Source organism: Flavobacterium sp. CF108 (assembly GCF_900129795.1).
In the GTDB taxonomy this organism is placed as follows: domain Bacteria; phylum Bacteroidota; class Bacteroidia; order Flavobacteriales; family Flavobacteriaceae; genus Flavobacterium.
On record NZ_FQWW01000007.1, the window covers coordinates 128,021 to 153,354 of the forward strand.

A 25,334-nucleotide genomic window follows, 5' to 3' on the forward strand; every position below is an offset into this window, starting at 1 on the left:
CGAGTTCAGATATTTAATTTTGAGTTAAAAGGTCTTCTGGGAAATCAATAATATCTTTCTTTTTTGATTTTAAATTATTTTCAATTACTGTCTTATAGAATAATATTCTTTTATCAGCTTCACCATTTAATTCTTCTAAAATTTCTATTATATCTCCTTTTTTTAAAGTTAATTTTCCAATTGCTATAGCATATAAAAATTCTAACAAAGCTTCTCCTTGTGGCTGTGTACGATATTTAAAAATTGTTATCAAAATTTCTTTCATTTCTTTAGATAAAACAGAATCAATCGCATAATTCATTTCTTCATTTCTCGCACTACGTATAATACTTGCTTGAATAATTCCGTCATTAAATCTATTGAAATTTGCAGGAGACAAAAGATTTCTTATAAAAGATGATTGTTGCAAGATGTGGGATAAATTATTAGAATTACGAAGACGATTAATAACATACGCAATGCTAAAAAAAACATCTGATTGTGATGCATGTTCAGCATAATCTTCCCTATCAAAAAAAGCAGAGTTACGTCTAATATTTAATATTGAGTTAGTAGGAGAAAAAAGATTCGGAAGGAAAAGTTCGTTAGATAAACCTTTTATTTCTTTTGAATCAGATCCTAATAAACTTTTTTCACGATCTTTTAGAAAAGATTTTAATTCTTCGTCATCAGTATTCTTAATATGTTTTTGAAGAAAGTTTAATTCAGTTTGCCAAGAGTTAGATTCAGATAAATGAGAACATGAAATGGTTTCTACCTCAATAAAAGTACTATTTTCCGGCCCATAGTCACCATATTTTAAATTTGTTTTCAGAAATTTCATATTTTCAGGATTCGAAATTCTATTAATCCCGATAAAGAAAATTATACGTAAATTATTATCTCTTAATGCTCGATTTAGATAAAGTAAATTTTTTCCATTTGAAATACAAGATGATACTATTAAAACACTTCCTGACGGTTTTTGCTCTATTGATGAGAAATTATTTTGACTTAGTAATGTTGGAATTTTTGACTCTACATAATTAGGCGTAATTCTATGCAGAATATATTCGGCTAAAAGTTTTGATGAATCATCATTTAAATGAATAATGTAATGTAAATTACTTGGCACAAATTGATCAATATGAGCATCGAGTTTTGTTTTATGATCTTTAAATCTATGATTATCGAAATTGTTAATTATTTTTTCGTAATCTATATAAATTTCATATTTTCTACTAGATCCTTGATCGCTGTCTTTATAATTAACCTTTAGAATACTTTCTTTTTTTTCACTTGAAATAAATTGATTTATAAATTTTGAAGATGTTGGGAGAGCAATGTCCGAACCATTAATAAGTATGCTATTGACTTTAGGTTTTTCGAGTAAAAAAACATCTCCAGAAACTTCAATAGGAAAAGAGCCATTATCACATAAATCACATTTTTCATTTGTATATGTTTCATAAGGATCAACACCATTTAGATTATCATCATTTGTTTTAGTTAAATTACAAACAACTTGCTCTTTAGTTACTTCACTAGGATTTTTGTTCTCAAGATAAAATAAAATTATTACATCTTCTTTAGTTATTGCAGCTTGTTTTTTAATTATATATTCAATTATACCCCCTGATGTTGATGCTGAAATTATTACAAATGAGTTAGGTCTCAATTGGAATTTTTCATCATATAAGCCTTCATATGATTTAAAACTATTAATAGGGTAATTTATTTGTTTTTCTAAAGATATGAAACGATTCTTTAAATTAATCAATGATAAAGCGACGGAATTTATTGAGGAAGTATCACAATATATATAACGATAATCTTTTTTGCTAAATTGTTTTAAGAGACCGAGTGCTAAAAACGTTATTTCGCAACTGTACAAAAGTACATTGGCAGTTCTTAGAAATCTTTGACTGTGTTTTCCTGAGGGAAAAACATAGTGTTGTGAATCTCCAATTGATTCAACTAAACCTTCATGTTTTAAGAAAAAATTTTGGTTTCCTTTTGATAAATAAACTTTACTAAAATTTTTGAGGCTTTGAAAAGTATTAAGATCATCGTTAATAATAGGTGTTAGTTCACCAATTTCGTCAAATACTAAAATATGCAAATTTTTATAAAAAATAGAATTATCGATTTTAGGAACATGTTTAAAGATTAAATCTTTGCCATTTAAAATGATATTTGCAAAATCAATAATATATTTTCCTCCAATAAATATTGTTTTTTCAGTTTGATAATATTTAGAATAAAAATCCTTTATTTCAGTTTGGAGCTGTAAAGTGTCAATTGTAGGGTCGGGACAAAAAATTACAGTAGCAGTTTCCTTTGTCTTAGAATTCTTTTTATATTCTAGATTAAATATATAGAAACTATTCATGTTCTTGTTTATTAGTGAATGATATTGGATAAAGAATACTAACTATAGATCCAGAGCATTGATATTTAGAAGATAATATGTTTTCCGATCCCGTTTCCCAATCAAATATCTGCATTTTATCAGGATTGTAATTTTCAGCTAATCTGTAACGATCTTTTATCATATTTCTGTATACGCAATATTTATCTGTTTTAATTCGTATAAAACCATGATCGTCAAGTAAGTTTAAAATTCTGTCTAAACCAATACCTTTATCATTTTCTAAATTGCCTATAGAAGATGTTTGATGTTTTATTAGACAACTTTTTAATATAGAAAAATCATCTGTAACGTTGTTTTTATTATGAAATTTTTTTATAAAACCGCTACCAGTGTCAAAAACTGAAATTTCAACAAAAAATAATTGCTGTGAATTGTTGGTCTCTAATGATGGATGTGAGAAATAGTCTGTTATAATATCATCGCTAAAATTATCATTCAATATACTTAATTGTGGTCTTTTGTATGATCTAATATATAACCCTCTAATATTTGGATTCCAAGGAACTCCTAATTCATCTTCTTTACCCCATTCAAACGTATTCTTCATAAGTTCAAAAATGATACCTATGATATGATTAAATTTCCGCTCTATTTCTATTTTGCTTCTTTGATATTTAATAACTTTTTCAAGAATTGGTTTTTTTAGTATGGTCTCTAATTCTTTTTCATTTATATTAAATGAACCGTTTTCTTCAAAAAAATTTAAAATACCGCTTTGTGAATCAAAATGATCTAAGTTAATAAGTAGTAGCTTTTCTCCTTTCATTGCTTCAGCCTTTCTCATTTTTACAATGAATTTATTTTGAAACGGCCTTAAAAAAGGGCGAAGATTATCACCTGAAAGATTCGAAATTGTAATTTCATTCCAAGCTAGAGAAATTATTGGAAAGAAAAATTCCTGTTCATAATATTTTTCTGTATTTTCAAAGTCATCTAAATTAAGATCAATAATCAATTTGCCTTTTTTGTCAGACCTTATCCAAGTAGCAACAAATTGAATTATACTTGGAGCTAAACTAAAGAAGTATTTTTCAATGTATCTAGGAAGTCTTAAGTCAATTACTTCATTTGGCATTTCATTAAGTTGATCATAAAGTTTATCAACCTCGAAAAGTTTAATAGAATTTTTGATTCTTATTTCTCTCATAGTGTTTTATTTTTAATATTTTAATTCAAGAGGTAAAAGCTTTCTTAAATTAAGAATTAAAATATTTCGATTGCTAAATTATTGAATTATTAATTAAAAAAATGAGGAAAAATGTAAAGTATCAAAATATAGAAATCTTAGAAAGAATGATTAACTAAGTCAAATACAAATAGCATTCTATTGTTAGTTTTGTTTACTTTATTTTATTTATTATGATATCATAAAAACTGTTTTATGATTTATTGCTATTAACCCTCAATCATAAAATGATCAAGGGTTCATAAAATCTTTAAGACAAAAAGACTACTTCGCATCAAAAATAGGGATTCAAAATCTCAACTATATTAAACGAATAAAAGTTATTTTTCTAGTTTGATTTTGTTTCCTTTCACTAATAAAACCTAAATCAAGAATAAAATTTACCAGTCTAATGCTTTTTGCCATTTTTTTAGCGCTACAGTTTGGTTTGATTGAAAAAAATTATTCTTTATCGATTGGAGGAACTGTTACACTATTAATAACATCAAATTTAATTAATGTTGCTGTATCACCACCTTGGTCGTTCCAAACACATTCTTTTGCATTCCAATGTAATAAATGTATAATTTTTGAATCTTGATTTATAACACGATTTTTTCCAGTACCAGTACAAATAAAAGCCCATTCTCCAAGATTTATTTCTAGATTGGGAAGGTTATAAAAATGTCTAAACTCATTAGATATTTTACCTCCAGAATCAAAAGTTTTATCTACAATTGCATAATCTTTTAAATTGACTTTACCAGTTGCTTTAAGGATAACAAATTCTTTCTGAGGATCATTTGAATTTTTTACACGGTGGATTTTTAAACTCATATTTTTTTATTTTTGGTTCAATTTGTTAATTAGGAAATTTATTTACTCTTTCTCATGATTTGCGATAACAATGAAATTTAGTTTCCATGAGGTAAATTTATTGAAAGTTAAATGATGAGATTTACGGAAATCCATAATCAATTAAAAAATATTCTAACAAGTATATCAATAATCCAAACCCAAAACAACGCGTACTTTTACGGTATTTTCCAAATCAAAATCAAAAATAAAACCCTCAATCATAAAAAGATCAAGGGTTTTAAAGTTTTAAAAAATTTGTTAGAATTTACTCCACATCCAAATAAGGATTCAAAATCTCGGCTAGTTCATTGAGCCAGTAAAAGCTGTTTTCTAGTTTTAGTATTTCTTGTTGAAGAGTTTCGTTTTCTCTTATTAAACTTAAGGAAAGAACATAATTTGCCTGCCTTAAGGCTTTTGCCATTTGTTCTGGCGCTACGGTTTGATTGAAGAAATTGGTAAGTCTGATTTCGGCTTCTTTGGAAAGGGGTTTGGTACTCATAATCTTAACTTTTAGGGAAATATAAAACCCGCATGACTTAGGTGTCCTACGCTGTTAAGAGAGCGTTGCAGTTGTTTCCAATACCGCCACCATACCACACGGGCAAGCTTTTTTTCTGATATCATATCTTAACTATTAGGACTGTAAAGATATCAAAAAATATTTAAAATTGTAAGAAAATTATTTCTTTTAAGTTTTTGCTTCTAAATCTAATTTCCACAAAATCCTCTTATGAAAATGAGTGTCCTAGCCCAGATAGGAGCGACATCCTTTTGTGCCGGGGTTCGGCGCAAAAGATACAGCGGATAGCTGGAAATAGCTCCTTAAAAATCAAATACGAATATAAGAAATGGAAATGAAAACCTAAGCTTCGATAATACTCAAAATTGTCTTTGGAATTTCGGCGAAAGCCTCAAAAGAATTGGGTTTAATTATATGTATTTAAGGCGTTGTTGTTGTCATCTTCGGCAATTAAATCTTTTGAAAGGAATTAAATCATGAATTTCTATTGCAGGTATACTCTATGATACCATTAAAAAAGCAATGTGTTTTGAGATTTAACTTTGCTCCATTAATTTTAAACATATAAAAATGGACAATTTAAAAGATAAAATAGCTGTAATAACAGGTGGAAACAGCGGTATAGGTTACGCCACAGCAAAACAATTAAAAGAACAAGGAGCGCAAGTTATTATTACCGGAAGAAGAAAAGAAGCAATAGAAAAAGCGGCGCTGGAATTGGGAGTTTCGGCAATAACATCAGATCAGTCCAATATTTCGGATATTGAAAGTCTGGCTTTAAAAGTTAAACAGGATTTTGTTAAAGTAGATATTCTTTTTATCAATGCCGGAATTGCCGGTTTAGGAAATATTGAACAGGCAACAGAAGAACAATTTGACAGTATTATGGATGTGAATTTAAAAGGAGCCTATTTTACGTTGAGTCGGTTTATTCCAATTTTGAATGATGGTGCGTCGGTGGTATTTCTTTCTTCGAATACTGCGAGTATGCCGGGGCCGGGATCTTCGGTTTATTCGGCGAGTAAAACGGCTTTGAATTCGGTTATGAGATCAGCAGCTTTAGAATTAGCGCCTAGAAAAATTAGAGTGAATTCTGTTAGCCCGGGCCCAACCCAAACCGAAGTCATGAAAAAAGTTGGTTTAGATGAAGCAACCGTAAATGGGATTATGGATATGGTTGTGGAGAAAGTGCCGTTAAAACAAATGGGAAAATCTGAAGATGTTGCCAAAATGGTTTCGTATGTAAGCAGTGAAGCCGCAAAATTCATCACCGGAGCAGATTTTATTATGGATGGGGGAATGGTGTTGGCTTAATGGTGAATTGTGAATTATTAATTGTGAATTGAAGTTTAACCGCAAAGAGCGCTAAGGTTTACGCAAGGTTCGCTAAGATTTTTTTAATCTCGCAAAGTCGCGAAGTCGCAGAGTTTTTTTGTTTCACGCAGATTTGGCAGATTTGAGCAGATTATTTTTTTAAATTTTTGAATAAACAATCAATTAAAATCTGCCTAAATCTGCAGAATCTGCGGGAAAAATCATTTTAATCCTTTTAATCTGTGGCAAAAAAATATCACACAAAGGTCGCAAAGTTATTACCCACATAGCTTTGCGACCTTCGCATTTTTACAAATCTCTAAAAGTAAAAAAACCTTAGCGCACTTTGCGTTAAAAAAAACATTCGCATTTCAAACTCAAAACTCCTAACTCCAAGACTGTCCATTTCACCTCAAACTTCGCCCGTTTGGACTGTTTTCTGATTTCGTAAGAAGGGTTATCGAAATACTTTTGACGAAGAAATTAACTGATATTCAAATAATTTAAAAATCAAAAAAATGAAAACACTTCAACTAAACAAGCGTAGTTTTTTAAACGCTATCGCAGCCGGAACTTTTATGTTGGCTTCTGCCGTATCTTTTGCACAGAACGAAACTAAAACCGATTGTAATTTAATTCGTCCGTATCACATCAGCGTTTCGCAGGAAGCGATTACAGAACTTCGCAATCGTGTAAATGCTACAAGATGGCCGGATAAAGAAACGGTAACAGATCAATCGCAGGGAGTAAAACTGGATCAGATTCAGAATCTGGTTAAATACTGGGGAACGGATTATGACTGGCATAAAACAGAAGAAAAACTAAATGCATTGCCTCAATTTGTAACCAACATTGACGGACTGGATATTCAGTTCATTCACATCAAATCTAAACATAAAAATGCCTTACCGTTAATTATTACTCACGGATGGCCGGGTTCGTTTTTTGAACTTTTAAAAGTAATTGGCCCATTAACAGATCCAACAGCGTATGGCGGAAAAGCCGAAGATGCTTTTGATTTGGTTATTCCTTCGATGCCGGGTTACGGTTTTTCTGAAAAGCCAAAAGGAACAGGCTGGGGGCCAGAGAAAATTGGAAACGCCTGGGATGTTTTAATGAAACGTTTGGGGTACAAACAGTATGTTTCGCAAGGCGGTGACTGGGGTTCTGTAATTGCCGATGCTATGGCGCGACAAGCTCCTGAAGGTTTATTGGGAATTCACGTAAACATGCCTGCAACAGTTCCGGCTGATGTTGCCAAAGCACTTAAAGACGGAGATCCTGCACCAAAAGGATTATCGGTTAAAGAAAATGCAGCTTTTAATTCTCTGAATAAATTATACACAAAAGGCGGTGGTTATGCCGGAATGATGGTGACTCGTCCGCAGACTTTAGGTTACGGACTTACAGATTCTCCTGTAGGTTTGGCTTCGTTTTTCCTGGATAAATTCAACGATTGGACATACAGCGGAGGAAATGCCGAAAAATCATTGACTAAAGATGAAATGCTGGATGATATTTCGCTTTACTGGTTTACTAATACAGCCAATTCATCGGCTAATTTATATTGGGAAAATAACAACAATAACTTCAATGCGGTAGAACAAAGAACAGCTGAAATTAAGATTCCGGTTGCGATAACTGTTTTTCCGGGTGAGATTTATCAAGCGCCAAAAACATGGGCTGAAAAAGCATACAAAAACCTGATTTATTTTAAAGAAGTAAACAAAGGCGGACATTTTGCTTCCTGGGAAGAACCACAATTGTTTTCAGTTGAACTTCGTGCAGCTTTTAAATCATTGAGAAAATAATCTAATAATTTTTAAACACATAGAAACGTAGATATCTTATATGCTAAAAAAGTTTCACGCAGATTTGCTTCGCCAGTTCGCTATCGCTCGGGTGGCAGATTTGAGCAGATTAAATTAAATAAAAAAATCTGCGTTTATCTGCTTAAATCTTTTTAAAATCTGCGTGAAACACCCAGTAAACTATGTTTGTTCAAAACAAGTGAAACGCCTTTCTGGACAAAGAAAAACCATGTCCCTATGTGTTTAAAAAACTAACTATTAAAAAAATAAAGTCATGGAAACTAAAAAACAAAAAACTTGGGTAATAATCGCCATTATAATTTTAGGAATAATCGCCTTTTTAATTCCGAATCAAATTGCAGCCCAAACCGGAATAAAACGTACTGATTTACAAAAACACGATCTCAGCATTCCGGGAAGAGAAACCGTTCAAGCCAGAATTGATTTTGACGGACATACCGCTTTCGGAAAACATTCTCATCCGGGTGAAGAAATCATTTATGTATTAGAAGGTTCACTTGAATATGAAGTAGAAGGTCAGGCGCCAGTTACTTTAAAAGCCGGAGAAGTGCTTTTTATTCCCGCAGGAGTGGTTCACTCTGCTAAAAATAATACCAATACAAAAGCATCAGAACTGGCAACTTATATAGTTGAAAAAGGAAAACCGGTTTTGGTTATGAAAAAATAGTTTCAAGTTTCAGGTTGAAATGCGAATAGGTTTAACCGCAAAGTGCGCTAAGAATACGCAAAGTTCGCAAAGTTTTTGTTTCCCGCAGATTCTGCAGATTTGATTAAATTATTTACAATGAATTCAGCAAAAATAATCTGCTAAATCTGCAGAATCTGCGTGAAAAAATCATTTTAATCCTTTTAATCTGTGGCAAAAGCTTAACATAAAGATCACAAAGCTGTATGCAAAAAAACTTCGCGAACCTTGCGTAGACCTTAGCGCCTTTTCGGTTAAAAAAAACTTCTGTCCATTTCAACTTTTACTTTGTCCACTTCGGCTTTTTTCTCCTTTTAAAACGAGGATTGTCAAGATACCTTTGACGAAGAAATTAACTGATAATCAACTAATCAAAAAAATAATAATTATGAAAACGATAGTAAAAATCAAAAACAGTATTACAAACACAGCTCTTTTAATTGCCTTTCTTTTAGTAAATGCAGTATCAATTGCACAAACAGAAAAACAAGACGGTTCACTAGGAACTTTAAAACAAATCAATGCCGGATTATTAAATGTAGGATATACTGAAGCAGGCCCTTCAAACGGAACTCCGGTAATCCTGCTTCACGGATGGCCTTACGATATTCACAGTTACAATGAAGTAGTGCCAATTTTAGTTTCAAAAGGATATCACGTTTTTACACCTTATTTAAGAGGTTCAGGAACAACAACTTTCCTTTCAAAAGACACTTTCAGAAACGGACAGCAAGCAGCTTTAGCAAGTGATATTATTGCTTTTATGGATGCTTTAAAAATCGATAAAGCTGTAGTTGGCGGATTTGATTGGGGAGCCAGAACAGCGGTAGTTATGGCGGCACTTTGGCCGGAACGTGTAAAAGGTCTGGTTTCGGTAAGCGGTTATTTGGTTGTGAATTTAGAAGCTAATTTAAAACCATTACCTCCAAAAGCAGAATTAGGATGGTGGTACCAATATTATTTTGCAACTGAAAGAGGAAAATTAGGTTACAGCCAAAATACTTACGAATTCAACAAACAAATTTGGCAGATTGCTTCTCCGTTATGGAATTTCGACAAAGCTACTTACGATCAAACAGCTCAGTCTTTTGACAACCCAGATCACGTTGCAATCGTAATTCACAATTACAGATGGAGACAATCTCTTGAACCAGGAGAATCTAAATATGACAGTTTAGAAAAACGTCTTGCCGCAAGACCGGAAATTAAAGTACCAACAATTACAATAGGAAGTGATTTTGACGGCGCTTTCGCAGATGGAAAAGCATACGCCAACAAATTCACCGGAAAATACGCCCACAGAATTCTAAAAGGAATAGGACACAACGTACCGCAAGAAGACCCAAAATCATTTGCACAGGCGATAATTGATGTAGATGGGATGAAATAAATTCCAATTTTTTGAAATTCCAAATTCCAATGTTAGTAAATGTCAATGGCAATCTCAAAAATCAATTTCAATAATAAAATTAAAAAAATCAGAAATAATCTAAAATCAACAATCTAAAATCTAAAATTACTATGGAAACAAAAATCTTATACACAGGAAAAACACACACAACAGGTGGTAGAGAAGGCGCTTCTCAAAGTTCAGATGAACAATTGAATATTAAATTAAGCTCTCCGGGAACTTCACGTCCGGGAACAAATCCAGAGCAGTTATTTGCTGCAGGATGGTCGGCTTGTTTTATTGGCGCATTAGGAATTGCAGCTTCAAAACAAGGAGTTAGACTTCCGGCAGAAACTGCTGTAGACGCAGAAGTAGATTTGTGCGTAACAGAAGGCGAATATTCTTTGCAGGCACGTTTAAATATCAGCTTACCTGACATTGATCGTGAAACTGCAGAAGCTTTAGCAGCTCAGGCACATCAAACTTGTCCGTACTCAAAAGCAACAAGAGGAAATATAAATGTAGAGATTAACATCCTTTAATTTCTACGTTACTTAACCTGCAAGGTTTTCAAAACCTTGTAGGTTTAAATTATAGACTTTCTAAATAAAAAAATATACCTGCAAGGTTTTAAAAACCTTGCAGGAAATAAATAGGATCATGAAAAAGATAAAAATAATAAGTGCTTTTGCGATGCTGTTTTTCTTAACAGGAAACACTATTTTCAGCCAAAGCAATCAAGATAAAAAAGGCTTTGCCCTTTTAGAATTATATACTTCCGAAGGCTGTTCGAGCTGTCCGCCAGCTGATGAATTACTTGGGAAAATTCAAAATGAATTAAAAGATAAAAATGTTTACGTGCTTTCTTATCACGTTGATTATTGGGACAAACAAGGTTGGAAAGACATTTTTAGCAATGCCGATTTTACAAAAAGACAATACGATTATGCCAAATACATGGGCAAAGATCCAATCTACACGCCACAAGTAATCATTAACGGAAAAATCGATTATATCGGTTCTCAGGAAACAAGTTTACGAAACGGAATTAAATCGGCACTTTCAAAACCAGCTTTTACGAATTTAAGTTTAGAAGCCAGTCAAAATGCGAATACTATTGCTGTAAATTACAATGTGGAAGGAACTTCAAAAAACAGCCGTTTATTAATTGCTGTAGTTCAAAAAGAAGCCAAAAGCAATGTAAAAAGAGGCGAGAACGCACATAGAGTTTTATCGCATTATCAAATTGTTCGTAATCTGCAATGGGTAGATTTGAACAAAGTTAAAAAAGGAACAACACCAGTTCATCTTCCTAAAAATTATAATGCACAGGATTTTGAAATTATTGGGTTTGTTCAGGATATGAATTCAGGAGCTATTTTAGAAGTAAAACGAGCTTAATAGTTTTTCACGCAGATTTAAAAAGATTAAAACAGATTTTTGAAGATTTTTTTATTTTTTTAATCTGCAAAATCTGCGTGAAATATTTTTTCAAAATAAACCTATCTTTGACAAACAGGATAAAAACTGATACAATTATGGAAAAATCAAAACGTTTTCAGGTTTCACTCAAAATTATTTGGGGAAGCTCGATTGCACTTGCAATTCTGGCTTCAATCCCCAAATTATTTGATGCCGATTCTACGCCTGGAGACATCATCATAAACTCTTCAATTACACTGCTGTTTTCCCTTTTTATATGGTATTACAACATTTATAGTCTGCCCAAATTTTCATCGCAGCGTACAAATAAAAGCCTGTTTAACTGGAAACTTTTACTGAGTGTCGTTTTGGGAATTTTGCTGATGGTGATTCTCGTAATTGCACATCAGGAACTTTTTCAGGTTTCAAAAATGGACGCGCCAATTATGTTTGAACTTCGAGGTATTTTGATCAATTTGATTGTGTATATGTTTCTGCATTTACTTTTTCAGAATTACCAGACCCAGCAAATGGGAGTGGAGTTGGAGCGTACAAAAGCAGTACATTTAGGAGCGCAGTACGAACTATTGAAACAGCAGGTAAATCCGCATTTTTTGTTTAACAGTCTGAATACTTTAAAATCAATGGTGGATATGCAAGATCCGCAGAGTTCTGATTTTATCCTGAAATTATCTGATTTTTACAGATTTACTCTCGAAAGCAGAAAAATGGATTTGATTCCGTTAAAGGAAGAATTACAAATTTTAGATTCATATGTATATCTGCTGAAAGCCCGTTTTGAAGATGGATTTGAAGTGATAAAAGAAATCGATGAAAAACAATTAGATTGTGCGATTCCGCCTTTTTCATTGCAATTATTAATCGAGAATTGTATCAAACACAATGTGGTTTCGCTTGATAAACCTTTGAAAATTAAATTATATACCGAAAATGATTTTTTGGTAATCGAAAACCCAATTCAGCTGAAACGAGGAACTTTGTCAACCGGCGTTGGACTGAACAATATCAACCAGCGTTTTCTGCATTTAGTTAACAAGGAAATTGAAATTGATAAAACCGAAACCCTTTTTAAAGTAAAAATACCACTGATTTATGACTATCGTAATAATTGAAGATGAAGTAAAAACGGCCAAAGCACTTGGTCAGCTAATTTTGAGTATCAGACCCGATGCTCAAATTTTGTCGTATATTCAAAGTATAGACGGAGCTGTGAGTTATCTTTTAGAAAACGATCAGCCCGATTTGATTTTTATGGATATTCAACTTGCAGATGGTTTGAGTTTTGAAATCTTCAAAAATGTAGAAGTTTTGTCACCGGTTATTTTTTGTACGGCCTTTGATGATTACGCCATCGACGCTTTCAAATCAAACGGAATCGATTATGTCTTAAAACCTTTTTCAAGAGAAAGTATTTCGCAGGCTATTAAAAAAGCAGGCGAGCTGAAAAACTTCTTCCAAAGAAATAAAAAAATGATGCCTGATTTCGATTATCTCTTAACGAGAACAGGAGAAAATAAAGGAAAAAGCAGTTTTTTAGTTTTTAAAAACAACAAATACCAAACGATTCAAACAGAGAATATTGCCTTTTTCTACATCAAAAATGAAACACCAACCATCGTCACTTTTGATAAAACCGAATATCAAATTACGCAATCTCTGGATGAAGTTCATAAGCTTTTATCGGCGATTCAGTTTTTCAGAATCAACAGACAGTATTTAGTGAACTTTTCGGCGATAAGAGAAGCAGAGCATTATTTTTCCAGAAAATTGATTCTCAAACTAACCATTCCAACAGAAGAAAAATTATTAGTTGGAAAAGAGAAAGCAACGGCATTTTTAAGCTGGCTGGAGAATAGGTAACTTTTTAACCGCAAAGCACGCAAAGTTTTTTAAGTGACAGTTCTATATAACGCAAAGATCGCAAAGCTATATGAATAATAGTTTTGCGATCTTTTTTTTGCCACAGATTAGAAAGATTAAAAGGATTTTTTCACGCAGATTTGGCAGATTTGAGCAGATTATTTTTTCTGAATTTAAATAAACATTTATTAAAATCTGCCTAAATCTGCTGAATCTGCGTGAAACAAAAAAACTTTGCGATTTCGCGTCTTTGCGAGATTAAAAAAGAATCTTTGCGTAGATCTTAGCGTACTTTGCGGTTAAATTTTTTAAACTTGAAACCTGAAACAAAGAAAACCTGAAACAAAAAACTAAACTTTAGAAGGAGGTAACCCAAACTGTTTCTTAAACGCAAATGAAAAATGCGATAAATCCTCAAAACCCACTTCTAAATAAACTTCCGAAGGTGTTTTTCCTTTTTCTTTAATTTGATAATATGCTTCCTGTAATCTTTTCTGAATGAGCCATCGGCTTGGGGAAAGATCAAAAATGCGCTGAAAATCCCTTTTAAAAGTAGCCAGACTTCTTCCCGTTAAATAAGCAAAACGATCTAATTGTACGTTGAAATGAAAATTCTTTTTCATAAACGCTTCCAGATCAATTTTTCCGGGTTCGTTAAAGTCGAAAAGAATATCTTTTAATTCGGGATTGCATTGCAGTAAAATAGTAATTGCTTCATTTACCTTTAAAGCTTGAAGTTCTTCATTGATCAATTGATCTTCATTAATATACGGAATCAACGAATTCATAAAACTTTTTAATAACGGAACTTCTTTTAACTGCAAAACCATTTCCGTTTCCGGACTTTTAATCAAATTTGTTTTTTGATTGTATTGTATAGAATAATCCCGAAGCGCTTCCTGATTCAAATAAATAGAAATAGACTGAAAAGCCGTATTCGGATCGGGTTGTTTGATGAATTTTATAAGCTGATTTCTTCGGATAAATCTAAAATCACCAGGATTAAAAACGTATTCTTTATTCCCGTTATTTAAAGTCAGAACTCCCGAAATCTGAAAACTCAAAACATGCTGCGCAGCAAATTGCTCGCCTTCACGATTCTGTGTGTAATAACAGGAATACGCAATAGGCGAGGTTTTCTGATTTATTTTTGAATCGTTCATATCACAAATTTATAAAAATTAAAGGTTGGAGAATATTTTAAACACATAGAAACATAGATTATATTCTAAATAAAAGATGTTTGAAAAAATCTAGATTTTCACACATAGCTTTGCGTATAAATTATTTCACGCAGATTTTAATGATACAAGCAGATATACGCAGATTTTTAATTTGATCTGCATAAATCTACTGAATCTGCGTAAAAAAACATTAAGCTATGTTTGTTTAAAACAAGTGAAACGCCTTTATAGACAAAGAAAAACTATGTCCCTATGTGTTTAAAAAATTATGAGTTACAATGATCTTATTGTAATTGATATTGCATTTGTTATTTCTTAAGCCATTTAGCCTGAGCTGAATCAAAAAAACTTCCAGAGTCTTCATGATCTGTAGACAAACTTACATTCATCCATTTTTCCATTTCTTCGGTTCTGTTTTGATCGGCGTTTTGTAAAATTCCAATTGCCTCGCTTCCCAAAACAAGATGCACAGGCGGATTTGGATGCAAAGCCAGATCAACCATCACTTTAGCCGCTTTTTCAGGATCTCCAACCGGAACAAAATTTCCTCCTTTAAAGAAATCGGTGCGTTGTTTCACCATTTCGTAACCTTCAATATCTTCGGCATATGTCATCGATGCACCTGCCCAATCGGTACGGAAACCGCCCGGCTCTACGCTCGTAACTAAAATTCCAAGCGGTGCAACTTCTTTGGCTAAAGCCTCGGTAAATCCGCCAAGACCAAATTTCGCTGCCTGATACATTGTTAAACCCGGATTTCCAACGCGTCCGCCAACAGAGCTAATTTGTAAAATTCGGCCAGAACCTTGTTTACGCATATAAGGCAGAACCGCGCGTGTAATTTCGATTGGCGCATATAAATTGGTTTCTAACTGACTGCGAACCTGTTCGCTTGTATACGCTTCTGCAGCACCAATAATTCCGAATCCGGCATTGTTAACCAATACATCGATTCTTCCGAAATGTTCAACAGCTTTATTTACTGCCTGATGAACTTCATCATAATTGGTAACATCTAATTTTAAAGGCAGAATCTGATCCTGAAATTTTTCTTTTAAATCATTTAACTGATTAATGTCTCGTGCAGTTGCAGCTACTTTGTCTCCGCTTTCTAAAACTGCTTCAGTAAGATTACGTCCTAATCCTCGAGAGCTTCCTGTAATAAACCATATTTTGTTCATTGTAATTGTGTTTTTAAGTTCATTACAAATTTACGGCGGGAATAGAGGTTGTTGTTTTGTTGAAAAGCTCAAAATTATTTGTTTTAAGGCTCAAAGGTGTTTTGCCACGAAGGCACAAAGGTGTTTTGCCACGAAGGCACAAAGGCACTAAGTTTTTTTTGCCACAGATTAAAAGGATTAATAGGATTTTTTATTTCACGCAGATTTAAAAAGATTTAAAAAGATTTAAGCAGATGTGAGCAGATATTTTTTTTAAATAATCTGCGCAATCTGCTTAATCTGCGTGAAATAAAAACTTTGCGTCTTCGCGACTTTGTGGCGAAAAAAATTAGTTAGCTGTATAAGTTGCAGTATATAATCTTCTAAACATTATATAAGTAACACTTACCATTACAAAAGCAATAATAGCATCAATAGTTGCCGGAAAACCTAACACAACCAGTTTTGAAAAGAAAGCGAAAATAATGTCGAAAAATACTCCCGCAAATACCCATTCTTTTAATCGTAATAACTTATTCGGAATTAATAAGGTGATAACTCCGGAAACTTTCATTACACCAAGGATGTAAATAAAATGAGCCGGATAACCTAGAAGCTGTGTAATTTCCCAAACTAATTTGTTGGTTGTAAGTTCAAAAAATCCGCTGGCACCAAACCATAAAGAAGTTAAAATAATTCCTGTCCAATAAATAATTTTTGTTGATTTTGCATTCATGATTTTAAATTTTAAGTTGTTAAACAGGACAAATTTGCAGCAACGGCAATCGATTTCATATTGGTGTTTTGGTGAAACGGACAAATTCAAATCCCAAATAGACAATCAATAAGTTCATTTGATTTTATAACTTTACAAATGATTTTCAAACCAAAATAGTCACCATTTAAAATGGAAGCCAAAACACTTTTAAAAGAACATATCGCCAAAACAGTTTCACTCACAGAGGAAGAGTTTGATTATTTCTTTTCGCATTTCAAACCATTATCTTTTAAAAAAGGACAAACGATTATCAGCGCAGGCGATAAAGTGGATTGTGAGTATTTTGTGATTTCGGGTTGTCTGAAAGCTTTTTATATTAATGACGAAATCAAAATGTACATTCTGCAGTTTGCGATGCCAACCTGGTGGACATCTGATTATAATGCACTTTACAACCAAAGTCCGGCTGCCATAAATGTTGATTGCATTACGGATGCCGAAGTGCTTTGCCTTTCTAATAACGACCGCGAAAAACTTTGCGCCGAATTTCATCAGGTGGAACATTTCTTTAGATGGAGAACGAATAAAGGCTACATCGCTTCTCAAAAAAGACTTTTATCCTTTATGAATAATAATGTCAAAATACGTTATGAAGAACTTTTGGCTTTATATCCTCAATTATACAATTTAGTTCCAAAGCATTTAATTGCTGCTTATTTAGGTGTTTCGAGAGAGACCCTTAGCCGACTTTATAATTCTTAGTTTTTTTTAGCCCACGGATTTTACGGATTTATTTTTTTGTTTTGCGTAGATTTGATTTCCCACAGATTTTTTATCGCTATAAAAATATTGCCTGTGGTTTCAACCACAGGGATCTTGATTATGGCAATACTTTGCGTTCCAGCGGTTGAAACCGCTTTAAATTCGATATCAATATAAAAACCTTTGTCTCTTTGTCCCTTTGCACCTTTGTACCTCAAAAATAAGAATGTGATCTACATCACGTAACCGATTTCCATAGTCGCCGTTCCTTTGTACTGTACTTTTAAATACAACAAAAAATGGAAACAATAAATTTTGAAATCGTAAGCTCAAACAGCAGCGTAGAATGGACTGGTAGAAAAGTTACTGGTGCACATAATGGTACAATTGGTATCAAAAATGGTAATTTCATCTTTAATGATGGAAAAATAAAAGGAGGAAATGTTGTTATCGACACCACTTCTATTAAAATTCTGGATGTAACAGATCCGGCAGCGAACACTCAATTTGCAGGACACCTTGCATCTGATGATTTTTTCTCTATCGAAAAATTCCCAACAGCGACATTAGATATTTTAAGCGTAAAAGAAATATCAAGCACAACGTATCATCTTGAAGGAAACCTGACTATAAAAGATATTACACATCTTGTTGGGTTTGAAGCACAAGTAAACAATGACAACAACACACTTTCACTTGGAGGTAAATTGATCATTGATCGTACAAAATATGATATCAAATTCCGTTCAGGAAATTTCTTCAAAGATTTGGGAGATACCTTAATTTACAACGACTTTGAACTTGATTTCAATATCACTGCCGAAGCTTTTTCAGAACAATCTAAAAACTAATATCATGCCTTACGTAAAAATCGAATTGACCCGCGAAGGAGTAACACGCGGGCAAAAACAAGAATTAATCAACGGCATTACCAACCTGATTACAGAAGTATTAAATAAAGATCCGCATTTAACTCACGTTGTGATTCAGGAAATCGAACTGGACGATTGGGGTTATGCAGGAGAACAAGTATCAGTATTAAGAGAAAAAGGCATAACAGCCGACAAAAAATAAATATCATGAAAAAACAAACAATAATCGTTACCGGAGCAGCTTCAGGTATCGGAAAAGGAATCGCTAAATATTTTTTAGACAGAGGCGATAATGTGGTTATAAACTCAGTTACAGCATCTTCATTAGAAAAAACTTTCAATGAATTTGGAGCAGGCGAAAATCTGGCGATGTTTGCTGGCGATGTAAGCGATAAAAGAACCGGAGTGCAATTGGTTAAAATTGCTTTAGAAAAATTTGGTTCTGTAGACGTATTGGTTAATAATGCAGGGATTTTTGCCAGCAAACCATTTTTAGAAGTTGACGAAGCGTATTTAGATACATTTTTAAAAACCAATCTAAAAGGAACTTATTTCACTACACAATCAGTGCTTCCGCAAATGCTGAAACAACAAGGCGGTGTTGTAATTAATATCGGAACACCACTTGTAAATCACGGTTTAGGCGGATGGCCGGCTTCAGCACCAATTGCCAGTAAAGGTGCAATTCATGCTTTAACGATTCAGTTGGCTGCCGAATTTGGAAAACAAAACATTCGTTTCAATACCGTTGCTCCGGGTGTAATTCGTACGCCAATGCACGGTGACAACGCAGATCAAAGTGCCGGGTTACATTTATTAAACAGAGTAGGAGAGATCGACGATGTTTCTGAAATGGTCTACACAGTTGCCAAAAGCAATTTTATTACCGGATCAATCATCAATGTTGATGGTGGAAAAGGTGCAGGACACAATTTAAATTAAGGTGAAAACTATATTATTAACTGCTTTTATGCTCTGGGGTTTTCAGGGCATAAAAGCCCAAAATACTAGTAAAATGGAAAATCAAATAGAAATTCAGGCCATTACCAATGCAATAGAAAACTATTATTTTAAAGGTATATACGAAGGCGACGAAATCTTGCTTGGCAGTATTTTTCAACCCGGAACATTCCTGTTTGGAGATATAAATGGACAACCGTATTTCAAAACCGTTGATTTGTATTTAGACGGCGTTAAAAACCGTCAAAGTCCAAAGGATTCAGGCAAACCTTTTAAAGGTGAAATTCTACATATAAGCGTTGTAAATTCGATCGCTGTAGCGGAATTAAATGTTAAAATGTATGACTTTAATTATAGGGATTTTTTATCTTTCCATAAGATTAATGGCAAATGGCTTATCGTCAATAAAATGTTGACAGACACCAGCAAATAATTTAAAATTTGAAGCAATGTGGTACAATACAAAAGCTAAGGAACTGTTAGGAATTGATTACCCAATTTTGCAAGGCCCTTTTGGGGGCAATTTATCAACGGTAGAATTAACAGCAACTGTTTCTAATCTTGGCGGATTGGGCGGTTATGGAGCTTACACTTTAAGTCCGCAGGAAATTTATGAAGTTGATAAACAAATAAAAGCAGCCACGGATAAACCATATAACATTAATCTTTGGGTTTCAGATCATGATATTCCGGATGGTGGTTTAACCGATGAACAATTTGAAAAAACAAAAGCACTTTTTAAACCCTATTATGACGAGTTAGGAATTCCATTACCGGAAAAACCAGCGCCGTTTCAATCAAGATTTGAAAACCAGTTACAAGTTATTTTAGATGTTAAACCAAAGGTTTTCAGCTTTATGTTTGGCGTTCCTTCAGATGATGTTTTAGAACAATTCCGGAGATTAGGAATTGTTACCGTGGGCGCAGCTACAACTTTAGACGAAGCCATTTTTCTGGAAAGTAAAGGCGTTGATATGATTATTGCTTCTGGTTTTGAAGCAGGCGGACACCGACCTTCTTTTTTAACCAATGCCGAAGCATCTGTAACCGGAACTTTTGTTTTACTGCAGTTAATGCGCGAAAAAATAAAAACACCAATCATTGCGGCTGGCGGAATTGCCGACGGAAAAGGTGTCGCCGCAGCCTTAACTTTAGGCGCCAGCGCAGCCCAAATAGGAACCGCTTTTTTAGCTGTCGATGAATCGAATGCATTGCCAATTCACAGAGAAATGTTATTTTCTGATGCAGCAAAATATACAACGCTTTCACGCGCATACACTGGAAGACTCGGACGTGGCATTACAAGCCGAATTGCAAAAGATATTATAGGAAAAGAATCGAATATTCTGCCTTTTCCATTGCAGACTACTTTTATTTCTTCCTTAAGAAAAGCTGCACTAGATCAGCAGAAATGGGATATGATATTGTTTTGGGGCGGACAAATTTCTCCAATATTAAAACATACAAAAGCAAAGGAATTGATGCATTCATTGATTGAAGAAACTACAGCGTATTTTAATGATTTAAAATTATAACGTATCGTTTGTCATCTCGACTCTTCACGCCAAACCCGACAGGTTTTAAAAACCTGTCGGGTTTAAACTGTGTGCAAATTCGAGGGCATTTACTCTAACTGTATGAATTTCCATTATAAAAAAAGGAATTATTTAAATTTGAGTTGTGTTTTAATTCATTAAATATCAGTAATTTGTATTGTATGCAAAATGTTTTTTAAATAAAAATCAAAAAAAACAATTTTAAATACTACTAATTCGGTAGAATTAATATATATTTGTATCGCAGAAAAATTCTGAATGATACTTATCCAGAAAGACTGAGGGAGTAGGCCCTATGAAGTCTTAGCAACCTGTTACCGAATAAGGTGCTAAATCCTTCCCGCCTTGCGGGACAGATAAGAAAGATTGGCGCAAATCTGAATAAGATCATCATTGTTAAAATTATTTATTTTTTAAAATGAAAACCAAACTACATTTTTTACACGACAGTGACGAACTTTTGAATTCAATTTTCGAAGAATATAGTCTTGCTGGTTTCCGAATGCGAAAGCATTAAACTCTCTCTCATTTCTTTTTAAATACTATTTGCTAAAAGCCTTTATAAATTGGCTTAAAGGAATTCTTTTGCCCCAATATTAAACGATAATAAAAATCATATCATCACCTTAAAATCAAAATAAAATGAAAAAAATACTATTAGGTTTTGCCTTATTTCTTGGAGTTGCACAAACTCAGGCGCAAGAAAATAATTTGCAATTAAAAGGAACTGTTGTCGATACAGTCGCTCAATATGTGTATTTGCAAAAATTCCACAATAAAATGTTTACCACAATTGATTCGGTAAAAGTAAAAGACGGAAGTTTTAGCTTTAAAACCAAAGTTAAAACTCCAGAATTATACGGTTTAAGTGTAAATACTGAAGATTCTCCATTGTATATTTTCCTCGAAAAAACGCCGATTACAGTAAAATTAAGCCCAAAGAAATATTATACAAGCTCTGTAGTTGAAGGTTCTGAATCTCAGAATTTATTTGATGCCTATAAAAAATCAAAAGATGTAGAAATCAGTAAATTCATTACAGAAAATCCTAAATCTATAGTTTCAGCTTATGTATTGTACAGAAACTGGTCGTATAGATTAACGCCGGAACAAATCACTCAAAACATTGCTTTGCTTGATAAAAGTCTGCAAAGTACCACTTATGTGAAAGAACTAAAAGAACTGGTTACTGTTTTAGACGGATTGGCTGTTGGTAAAAAAGCCCCAGATTTTACTGCTAATGATCCGCAGGGGAAACCAGTTCGTCTTTCAGAAAATTTAAAAAGCTACACTTTAGTTGATTTTTGGGCTTCATGGTGCGGACCTTGCCGAAGAGAAAATCCAAATATCGTGGCGGCTTACAAAGAATATCACGACAAAGGGTTTAACATCGTAGGTGTTTCTTTAGATAAAAAGAAAGAAAACTGGATTAAAGGAATTCAGGATGATAATTTAACATGGATTCATGTTTCTGATTTACTTTTCTGGAACAGTGCTATTGCTAAATTATACGGTGTAAGAGCTATTCCAGGGAATTATTTAGTGGATTCTAAAGGAATAATCGTAGCAAAAAATCTTCATGGAGAAGAATTGCAGACTACACTTAAATCACTTTTAGGGCAGGCAAATTAATTTTTTTAAACACATAGGAACATAGTTTTTCTTTATCTACTGAGGCGTTTCACTTGTTTTAACAAACATAGCTATGTGTGAAAATCTAGATTTTTTCAAACATCTTTTATTTAGAATATAATCTATGTTCCTATGTGTTAAAAAAAAAACAATCAATAAAATTTAGTTAATTAAAATGATAAAGGAAATGAATGCTATTGAGAAAACAACAGAACCAATTGAATTGGAGTGTTACTTCTCTAAATTTAGAGAAAATACAATAGGAGTAGATCACCGCTTTAAATCCGTTTACGGAAAGCAAAACCTGCTTTATGCAGATTGGGTTGCCAGCGGAAGATTATACGCTCCAATTGAGGATATTATGCTCAATAAAATTGGTCCAATGATTGCCAATACGCATTCACTTTCTAGTCAGACAGGAAAGACTTCAACTCATGCTTATCAATATGCGAGAGATATCATTAAGAAATCAGTAAATGCCAATGAATCTGATGTTTTGGTGACAACCGGAACCGGAATGACGGCGGCTTTATCAAAATTGCACCGTATTATGCGTTTGCGAAAAGAATATGAAAATGACAAACCAGTTGTTTTTATAACGCACATGGAGCATCATTCTAATCAGGTTTCGTGGTATGAAACCAATGCCGATGTTGTGATTTTACCTCCAGACGAAAATAATTTAGTCGATCCCAAAATTCTTTCCGAAGAAATTAAAAAATATGCTCATAGAAGCTTAAAAATAGGCTCGTTTACGGCTTGTTCCAACGTTACAGGAATTATTACGCCTTATCATGAATTGGCCAAAATCATGCACCAAAACGGCGGACTTTGCTTTGTTGATTTTGCAGCTTCGGCACCGTATGTCAAAATCGATATGCACCCAAAAGATCCGGAACAGCAATTAGATGCTATTTTCTTTTCTCCGCATAAATTTTTAGGCGGACCGGGAACTTGCGGTGTTTTGGTTTTTAATGAAAAATTATACCAATCTGAGTTTCCCGATAATCCGGGCGGCGGAAATGTAAAATGGACCAATCCGTTAGGAAGATATTGTTATAGCGAGGACATAGAAGTTAGAGAAGATGGCGGGACACCAGGCTTTCTACAAGTAATAAGAGCTGCTTTAGCTTTAGAATTAAAAGAAAAAATGGGAGTTTTAAACATCAAAAACAGAGAAAAAGAACTGCTTGCTCTTTGTTTTTCGAGACTTCAAAAAATAAAAGGGTTGTCTATTTTAGGAGATTTAAAAACAGAAAGAATTGGCTGTGTTTCTTTTATAATCGAAGATATTCACTATAATTTAATCGTAAGGCTTTTAAATGACCGTTTCGGGATTCAGGTTCGCGGAGGCTGGTCATGTGCAAGTACTTATGCACATTATTTGTTCAATATAAACGAAAAGAAATCAGCGCAAATTACAAACGAACTTTTAGAGAGAAACCAAACTAATAAACCGGGCTGGGTACGTTTGTCGCTGCATCCAATTACGACAAATGATGAACTTAATTTTATTTGCGATGCAATTGAACAAGTATCTTTACATTATAAAAAATGGCAGAAAGATTATGAGTATAATCCCATAACAAATGAATTTGAAAATCCTGAAATTAAAGAAACTATAGCTGAAGAAGTAAATGAATGGTTTAAGTTAGAATAAATCATAAAATAAATATTCGAAAAGTATTAAACCTGACAGGTTTTTAAAATCTGTCAGGTTTCGTTATGAATTACTTTTGTACAATAAAAAGATAAAAATGAAAGCAATAGTATTACAGGAAAATCGAGAATTTCAATTAGAAGATGTTGAAATTCCGCAACCCAGAGAACATCAAATTCAGGTAAAAATAAAAGCTTCAGGTTTTAATCCGATTGATTATCAAATGACAGAAGACGGGTCTGAAAGAAAACTTTTGCACTCTCCAATTCTGGGACGTGAATTTTCTGGAATTGTATCAGCAATTGGTAAAAATGTAACTGATTTTAAAATTGGTGATGCTGTTTTCTGCGGATCAGGAAGTATGGGGTCTAATGGAACTTACACCGAATATATTTCTGTTCCCGAAGCAATTGCGGTGCATAAACCTTCTAATATTTCTTTTGAAGAAGCGGCAGCAATTCCGTCAGCAGGGTTAACAGCTTTGCAAGTCTTTAATCGTATCAATGTCAGTTTTTCTGATTCGATATTGATAACCGGAGCTGTGGGCGGAGTTGGAAATGTATTTGTTAAAATATTGATAGCAAATGGTTTTCAGAATTTTGTGGTTACAGCCGGGAATAAAAATAGTATTAATGCATTAATTGATCTCGGTGTAAAACCAAAACAAATCATCAATTATAAAAAAGAAGAAATATACGAAACTGCACTTTCTTTAAACGGAAATAAAAATTTTGATATTGCAGTTGATTTGGTTGGAAACAATGTTGCAGAAATTGCAGCAAAACTTTTAAAAACCAATGGAATCTATGTTGATGTAACCAATTTTTCTACTCCAGAATCGCGAGGAATTCTTTTTACAAAAGGTGCCTCAATCTTAAATATTTCCAATTATGCCCACGGACTTGAAAAACGTTACGATTATTACAAAAACGGATTGAATGCGTTACGATTACTTTTAGAACAGCAAAAGATTACACCACCCGTTATTTTAATAGTTGGAGATTTAGAAGTAAATACAGTAGAAAAAGCCCATACAATACTTCGTGAAAACAAAACAGAAGGAAAAAAGTTGATTATGAAGGTTTAGATATTTTTTTTACGCAGATTTGGCAGATTTAGGCAGATTTTAATAGTAAAATGCCAAAAAAAAAATAATCTGCTCAAATCTGCCTAAATCTGCCAAATCTGCGTGAAAAAATCTTTTTAATCCTTTAATCTGTGGCAAAAATTGGCGATAATCTGTACGGAGTTTCTAGTGCGATTCCTCGTTCCTCAGGAATGACAAATTGGATTGTTTAAACAAAGCAGATAAGCTTTAAATCAAAGCAACCGTTATAGTAATCTACTATT

Annotated in this window: 24 protein-coding genes and 1 riboswitch; of the genes, 17 read left to right on the forward strand and 7 right to left on the reverse strand. The window is 33.3% G+C overall.

Features of this window, described 5'->3' with window-relative positions; translation table 11 throughout:
* Positions 1–13: 13 nt before the first annotated feature.
* The 4 genes from BUE10_RS18545 to BUE10_RS18560 form a co-directional block, all read right to left on the reverse strand.
* A complete protein-coding gene (locus BUE10_RS18545; RefSeq protein ID WP_073487529.1) occupies positions 14–2,371 on the reverse strand; it encodes a hypothetical protein in 2,358 nt (785 codons plus the stop codon).
* Positions 2,364–3,560, reverse strand: coding sequence for a hypothetical protein (locus BUE10_RS18550; RefSeq protein WP_073487530.1), 1,197 nt, complete (start codon positions 3,558–3,560; stop codon positions 2,364–2,366). Before BUE10_RS18550 ends, BUE10_RS18545 begins: the two co-directional genes overlap by 8 nt.
* Before the next feature lie 480 nt (positions 3,561–4,040).
* Positions 4,041–4,415: a hypothetical protein gene (locus BUE10_RS18555; RefSeq protein ID WP_073487532.1), complete on the reverse strand. Its 375-nt coding sequence runs from the start codon at positions 4,413–4,415 to the stop codon at positions 4,041–4,043.
* A 286-nt stretch (positions 4,416–4,701) separates the two neighbouring features.
* A complete protein-coding gene (locus BUE10_RS18560) occupies positions 4,702–4,935 on the reverse strand; it encodes a hypothetical protein (RefSeq protein WP_073487533.1) in 234 nt (77 codons plus the stop codon).
* Positions 4,936–5,526: 591 nt separating this feature from the next.
* Here BUE10_RS18560 and BUE10_RS18565 point away from each other — a divergent pair.
* The 8 genes from BUE10_RS18565 (at position 5,527) to BUE10_RS18600 (ending at position 13,480) form a co-directional block, all read left to right on the forward strand.
* Positions 5,527–6,270: an SDR family oxidoreductase gene (locus BUE10_RS18565; RefSeq protein WP_073487535.1), complete on the forward strand. Its 744-nt coding sequence runs from the start codon at positions 5,527–5,529 to the stop codon at positions 6,268–6,270.
* Between the two features lie 518 nt (positions 6,271–6,788).
* Positions 6,789–8,081 carry an epoxide hydrolase family protein gene (locus BUE10_RS18570; RefSeq protein ID WP_073487537.1) on the forward strand — a complete coding sequence of 431 codons (1,293 nt, stop codon included), beginning with the start codon at positions 6,789–6,791 and terminating at the stop codon, positions 8,079–8,081.
* Between the two features lie 274 nt (positions 8,082–8,355).
* Positions 8,356–8,769 carry a cupin domain-containing protein gene (locus BUE10_RS18575; protein WP_073487539.1) on the forward strand — a complete coding sequence of 138 codons (414 nt, stop codon included), beginning with the start codon at positions 8,356–8,358 and terminating at the stop codon, positions 8,767–8,769.
* Between the two features lie 406 nt (positions 8,770–9,175).
* The gene (locus tag BUE10_RS18580) at positions 9,176–10,177 is read left to right on the forward strand and encodes an alpha/beta fold hydrolase (RefSeq protein WP_073487541.1); all 1,002 of its coding nucleotides are present in this window, start codon (positions 9,176–9,178) and stop codon (positions 10,175–10,177) included.
* Between the two features lie 131 nt (positions 10,178–10,308).
* Positions 10,309–10,719 (forward strand): organic hydroperoxide resistance protein, encoded by a 411-nt coding sequence (locus BUE10_RS18585; RefSeq protein ID WP_091290706.1) that lies wholly within the window; start codon positions 10,309–10,311, stop codon positions 10,717–10,719.
* Between the two features lie 118 nt (positions 10,720–10,837).
* Positions 10,838–11,578: a DUF1223 domain-containing protein gene (locus BUE10_RS18590; protein ID WP_073487544.1), complete on the forward strand. Its 741-nt coding sequence runs from the start codon at positions 10,838–10,840 to the stop codon at positions 11,576–11,578.
* A 137-nt stretch (positions 11,579–11,715) separates the two neighbouring features.
* Complete coding sequence (locus BUE10_RS18595) at positions 11,716–12,732, forward strand: sensor histidine kinase (protein WP_073487546.1); 1,017 nt, start codon at positions 11,716–11,718, stop codon at positions 12,730–12,732.
* A complete protein-coding gene (locus BUE10_RS18600; RefSeq protein ID WP_053472760.1) occupies positions 12,713–13,480 on the forward strand; it encodes a LytR/AlgR family response regulator transcription factor in 768 nt (255 codons plus the stop codon). The genes BUE10_RS18595 and BUE10_RS18600 overlap by 20 nt, the downstream gene beginning before the upstream one ends.
* Positions 13,481–13,830: 350 nt before the next feature.
* Here the strand turns inward: BUE10_RS18600 and BUE10_RS18605 are convergent, their stop codons facing one another.
* From BUE10_RS18605 to BUE10_RS18615, 3 genes are all read right to left on the reverse strand, one after another.
* Complete coding sequence (locus tag BUE10_RS18605) at positions 13,831–14,643, reverse strand: helix-turn-helix domain-containing protein (RefSeq protein WP_073487548.1); 813 nt, start codon at positions 14,641–14,643, stop codon at positions 13,831–13,833.
* 329 nt (positions 14,644–14,972) lie between these two features.
* A complete protein-coding gene (locus BUE10_RS18610; RefSeq protein ID WP_073487550.1) occupies positions 14,973–15,845 on the reverse strand; it encodes an oxidoreductase in 873 nt (290 codons plus the stop codon).
* A gap of 328 nt (positions 15,846–16,173) precedes the next feature.
* Positions 16,174–16,560 (reverse strand): DoxX family protein, encoded by a 387-nt coding sequence (locus BUE10_RS18615; RefSeq protein WP_073487552.1) that lies wholly within the window; start codon positions 16,558–16,560, stop codon positions 16,174–16,176.
* A 171-nt stretch (positions 16,561–16,731) separates the two neighbouring features.
* On the opposite strand from BUE10_RS18615, the gene BUE10_RS18620 reads away from it, so the two are divergent.
* From BUE10_RS18620 to BUE10_RS18665, 9 genes are all read left to right on the forward strand, one after another.
* Positions 16,732–17,304 (forward strand): Crp/Fnr family transcriptional regulator, encoded by a 573-nt coding sequence (locus BUE10_RS18620; protein ID WP_073487554.1) that lies wholly within the window; start codon positions 16,732–16,734, stop codon positions 17,302–17,304.
* 299 nt (positions 17,305–17,603) lie between these two features.
* A complete protein-coding gene (locus tag BUE10_RS18630; RefSeq protein WP_073487558.1) occupies positions 17,604–18,155 on the forward strand; it encodes a YceI family protein in 552 nt (183 codons plus the stop codon).
* A 4-nt stretch (positions 18,156–18,159) separates the two neighbouring features.
* Positions 18,160–18,378, forward strand: a complete 219-nt coding sequence (locus BUE10_RS18635; RefSeq protein WP_073487559.1) for a tautomerase family protein — start codon at positions 18,160–18,162, stop codon at positions 18,376–18,378.
* Positions 18,379–18,383: 5 nt separating this feature from the next.
* Positions 18,384–19,118: an SDR family NAD(P)-dependent oxidoreductase gene (locus BUE10_RS18640; RefSeq protein ID WP_073487561.1), complete on the forward strand. Its 735-nt coding sequence runs from the start codon at positions 18,384–18,386 to the stop codon at positions 19,116–19,118.
* A 73-nt stretch (positions 19,119–19,191) separates the two neighbouring features.
* Positions 19,192–19,569 (forward strand): nuclear transport factor 2 family protein, encoded by a 378-nt coding sequence (locus tag BUE10_RS18645; protein WP_234984768.1) that lies wholly within the window; start codon positions 19,192–19,194, stop codon positions 19,567–19,569.
* Positions 19,570–19,585: 16 nt separating this feature from the next.
* The gene (locus tag BUE10_RS18650; protein WP_073487565.1) at positions 19,586–20,671 is read left to right on the forward strand and encodes an NAD(P)H-dependent flavin oxidoreductase; all 1,086 of its coding nucleotides are present in this window, start codon (positions 19,586–19,588) and stop codon (positions 20,669–20,671) included.
* Positions 20,672–20,954: 283 nt separating this feature from the next.
* Positions 20,955–21,055, forward strand: a riboswitch (SAM riboswitch).
* 279 nt (positions 21,056–21,334) lie between these two features.
* On the forward strand, positions 21,335–22,324 hold the full coding sequence (locus tag BUE10_RS18655; protein ID WP_073487567.1) for a TlpA disulfide reductase family protein: 990 nt from the start codon (positions 21,335–21,337) through the stop codon (positions 22,322–22,324).
* Between the two features lie 187 nt (positions 22,325–22,511).
* On the forward strand, positions 22,512–23,984 hold the full coding sequence (locus BUE10_RS18660; protein WP_234984769.1) for an aminotransferase class V-fold PLP-dependent enzyme: 1,473 nt from the start codon (positions 22,512–22,514) through the stop codon (positions 23,982–23,984).
* Between the two features lie 97 nt (positions 23,985–24,081).
* A complete protein-coding gene (locus tag BUE10_RS18665; protein ID WP_073487571.1) occupies positions 24,082–25,071 on the forward strand; it encodes an NADP-dependent oxidoreductase in 990 nt (329 codons plus the stop codon).
* Positions 25,072–25,334 lie beyond the last annotated feature (263 nt).

Excerpts from the sequence above, each read along its gene's own strand:
- BUE10_RS18545 (WP_073487529.1), bottom strand. The coding sequence starts at position 2,371 with ATGAATAGTTTCTATATATTTAATCTAGAATATAAAAAGAATTCTAAG.
- BUE10_RS18550 (WP_073487530.1), bottom strand. The coding sequence starts at position 3,560 with ATGAGAGAAATAAGAATCAAAAATTCTATTAAACTTTTCGAGGTTGAT.
- BUE10_RS18555 (WP_073487532.1), bottom strand. The coding sequence starts at position 4,415 with ATGAGTTTAAAAATCCACCGTGTAAAAAATTCAAATGATCCTCAGAAA.
- BUE10_RS18560 (WP_073487533.1), bottom strand. The coding sequence starts at position 4,935 with ATGAGTACCAAACCCCTTTCCAAAGAAGCCGAAATCAGACTTACCAAT.
- BUE10_RS18565 (WP_073487535.1), top strand. The coding sequence starts at position 5,527 with ATGGACAATTTAAAAGATAAAATAGCTGTAATAACAGGTGGAAACAGC.
- BUE10_RS18570 (WP_073487537.1), top strand. The coding sequence starts at position 6,789 with ATGAAAACACTTCAACTAAACAAGCGTAGTTTTTTAAACGCTATCGCA.
- BUE10_RS18575 (WP_073487539.1), top strand. The coding sequence starts at position 8,356 with ATGGAAACTAAAAAACAAAAAACTTGGGTAATAATCGCCATTATAATT.
- BUE10_RS18580 (WP_073487541.1), top strand. The coding sequence starts at position 9,176 with ATGAAAACGATAGTAAAAATCAAAAACAGTATTACAAACACAGCTCTT.
- BUE10_RS18585 (WP_091290706.1), top strand. The coding sequence starts at position 10,309 with ATGGAAACAAAAATCTTATACACAGGAAAAACACACACAACAGGTGGT.
- BUE10_RS18590 (WP_073487544.1), top strand. The coding sequence starts at position 10,838 with ATGAAAAAGATAAAAATAATAAGTGCTTTTGCGATGCTGTTTTTCTTA.
- BUE10_RS18595 (WP_073487546.1), top strand. The coding sequence starts at position 11,716 with ATGGAAAAATCAAAACGTTTTCAGGTTTCACTCAAAATTATTTGGGGA.
- BUE10_RS18600 (WP_053472760.1), top strand. The coding sequence starts at position 12,713 with ATGACTATCGTAATAATTGAAGATGAAGTAAAAACGGCCAAAGCACTT.
- BUE10_RS18605 (WP_073487548.1), bottom strand. The coding sequence starts at position 14,643 with ATGAACGATTCAAAAATAAATCAGAAAACCTCGCCTATTGCGTATTCC.
- BUE10_RS18610 (WP_073487550.1), bottom strand. The coding sequence starts at position 15,845 with ATGAACAAAATATGGTTTATTACAGGAAGCTCTCGAGGATTAGGACGT.
- BUE10_RS18615 (WP_073487552.1), bottom strand. The coding sequence starts at position 16,560 with ATGAATGCAAAATCAACAAAAATTATTTATTGGACAGGAATTATTTTA.
- BUE10_RS18620 (WP_073487554.1), top strand. The coding sequence starts at position 16,732 with ATGGAAGCCAAAACACTTTTAAAAGAACATATCGCCAAAACAGTTTCA.
- BUE10_RS18630 (WP_073487558.1), top strand. The coding sequence starts at position 17,604 with ATGGAAACAATAAATTTTGAAATCGTAAGCTCAAACAGCAGCGTAGAA.
- BUE10_RS18635 (WP_073487559.1), top strand. The coding sequence starts at position 18,160 with ATGCCTTACGTAAAAATCGAATTGACCCGCGAAGGAGTAACACGCGGG.
- BUE10_RS18640 (WP_073487561.1), top strand. The coding sequence starts at position 18,384 with ATGAAAAAACAAACAATAATCGTTACCGGAGCAGCTTCAGGTATCGGA.
- BUE10_RS18645 (WP_234984768.1), top strand. The coding sequence starts at position 19,192 with ATGGAAAATCAAATAGAAATTCAGGCCATTACCAATGCAATAGAAAAC.
- BUE10_RS18650 (WP_073487565.1), top strand. The coding sequence starts at position 19,586 with ATGTGGTACAATACAAAAGCTAAGGAACTGTTAGGAATTGATTACCCA.
- BUE10_RS18655 (WP_073487567.1), top strand. The coding sequence starts at position 21,335 with ATGAAAAAAATACTATTAGGTTTTGCCTTATTTCTTGGAGTTGCACAA.
- BUE10_RS18660 (WP_234984769.1), top strand. The coding sequence starts at position 22,512 with ATGAATGCTATTGAGAAAACAACAGAACCAATTGAATTGGAGTGTTAC.
- BUE10_RS18665 (WP_073487571.1), top strand. The coding sequence starts at position 24,082 with ATGAAAGCAATAGTATTACAGGAAAATCGAGAATTTCAATTAGAAGAT.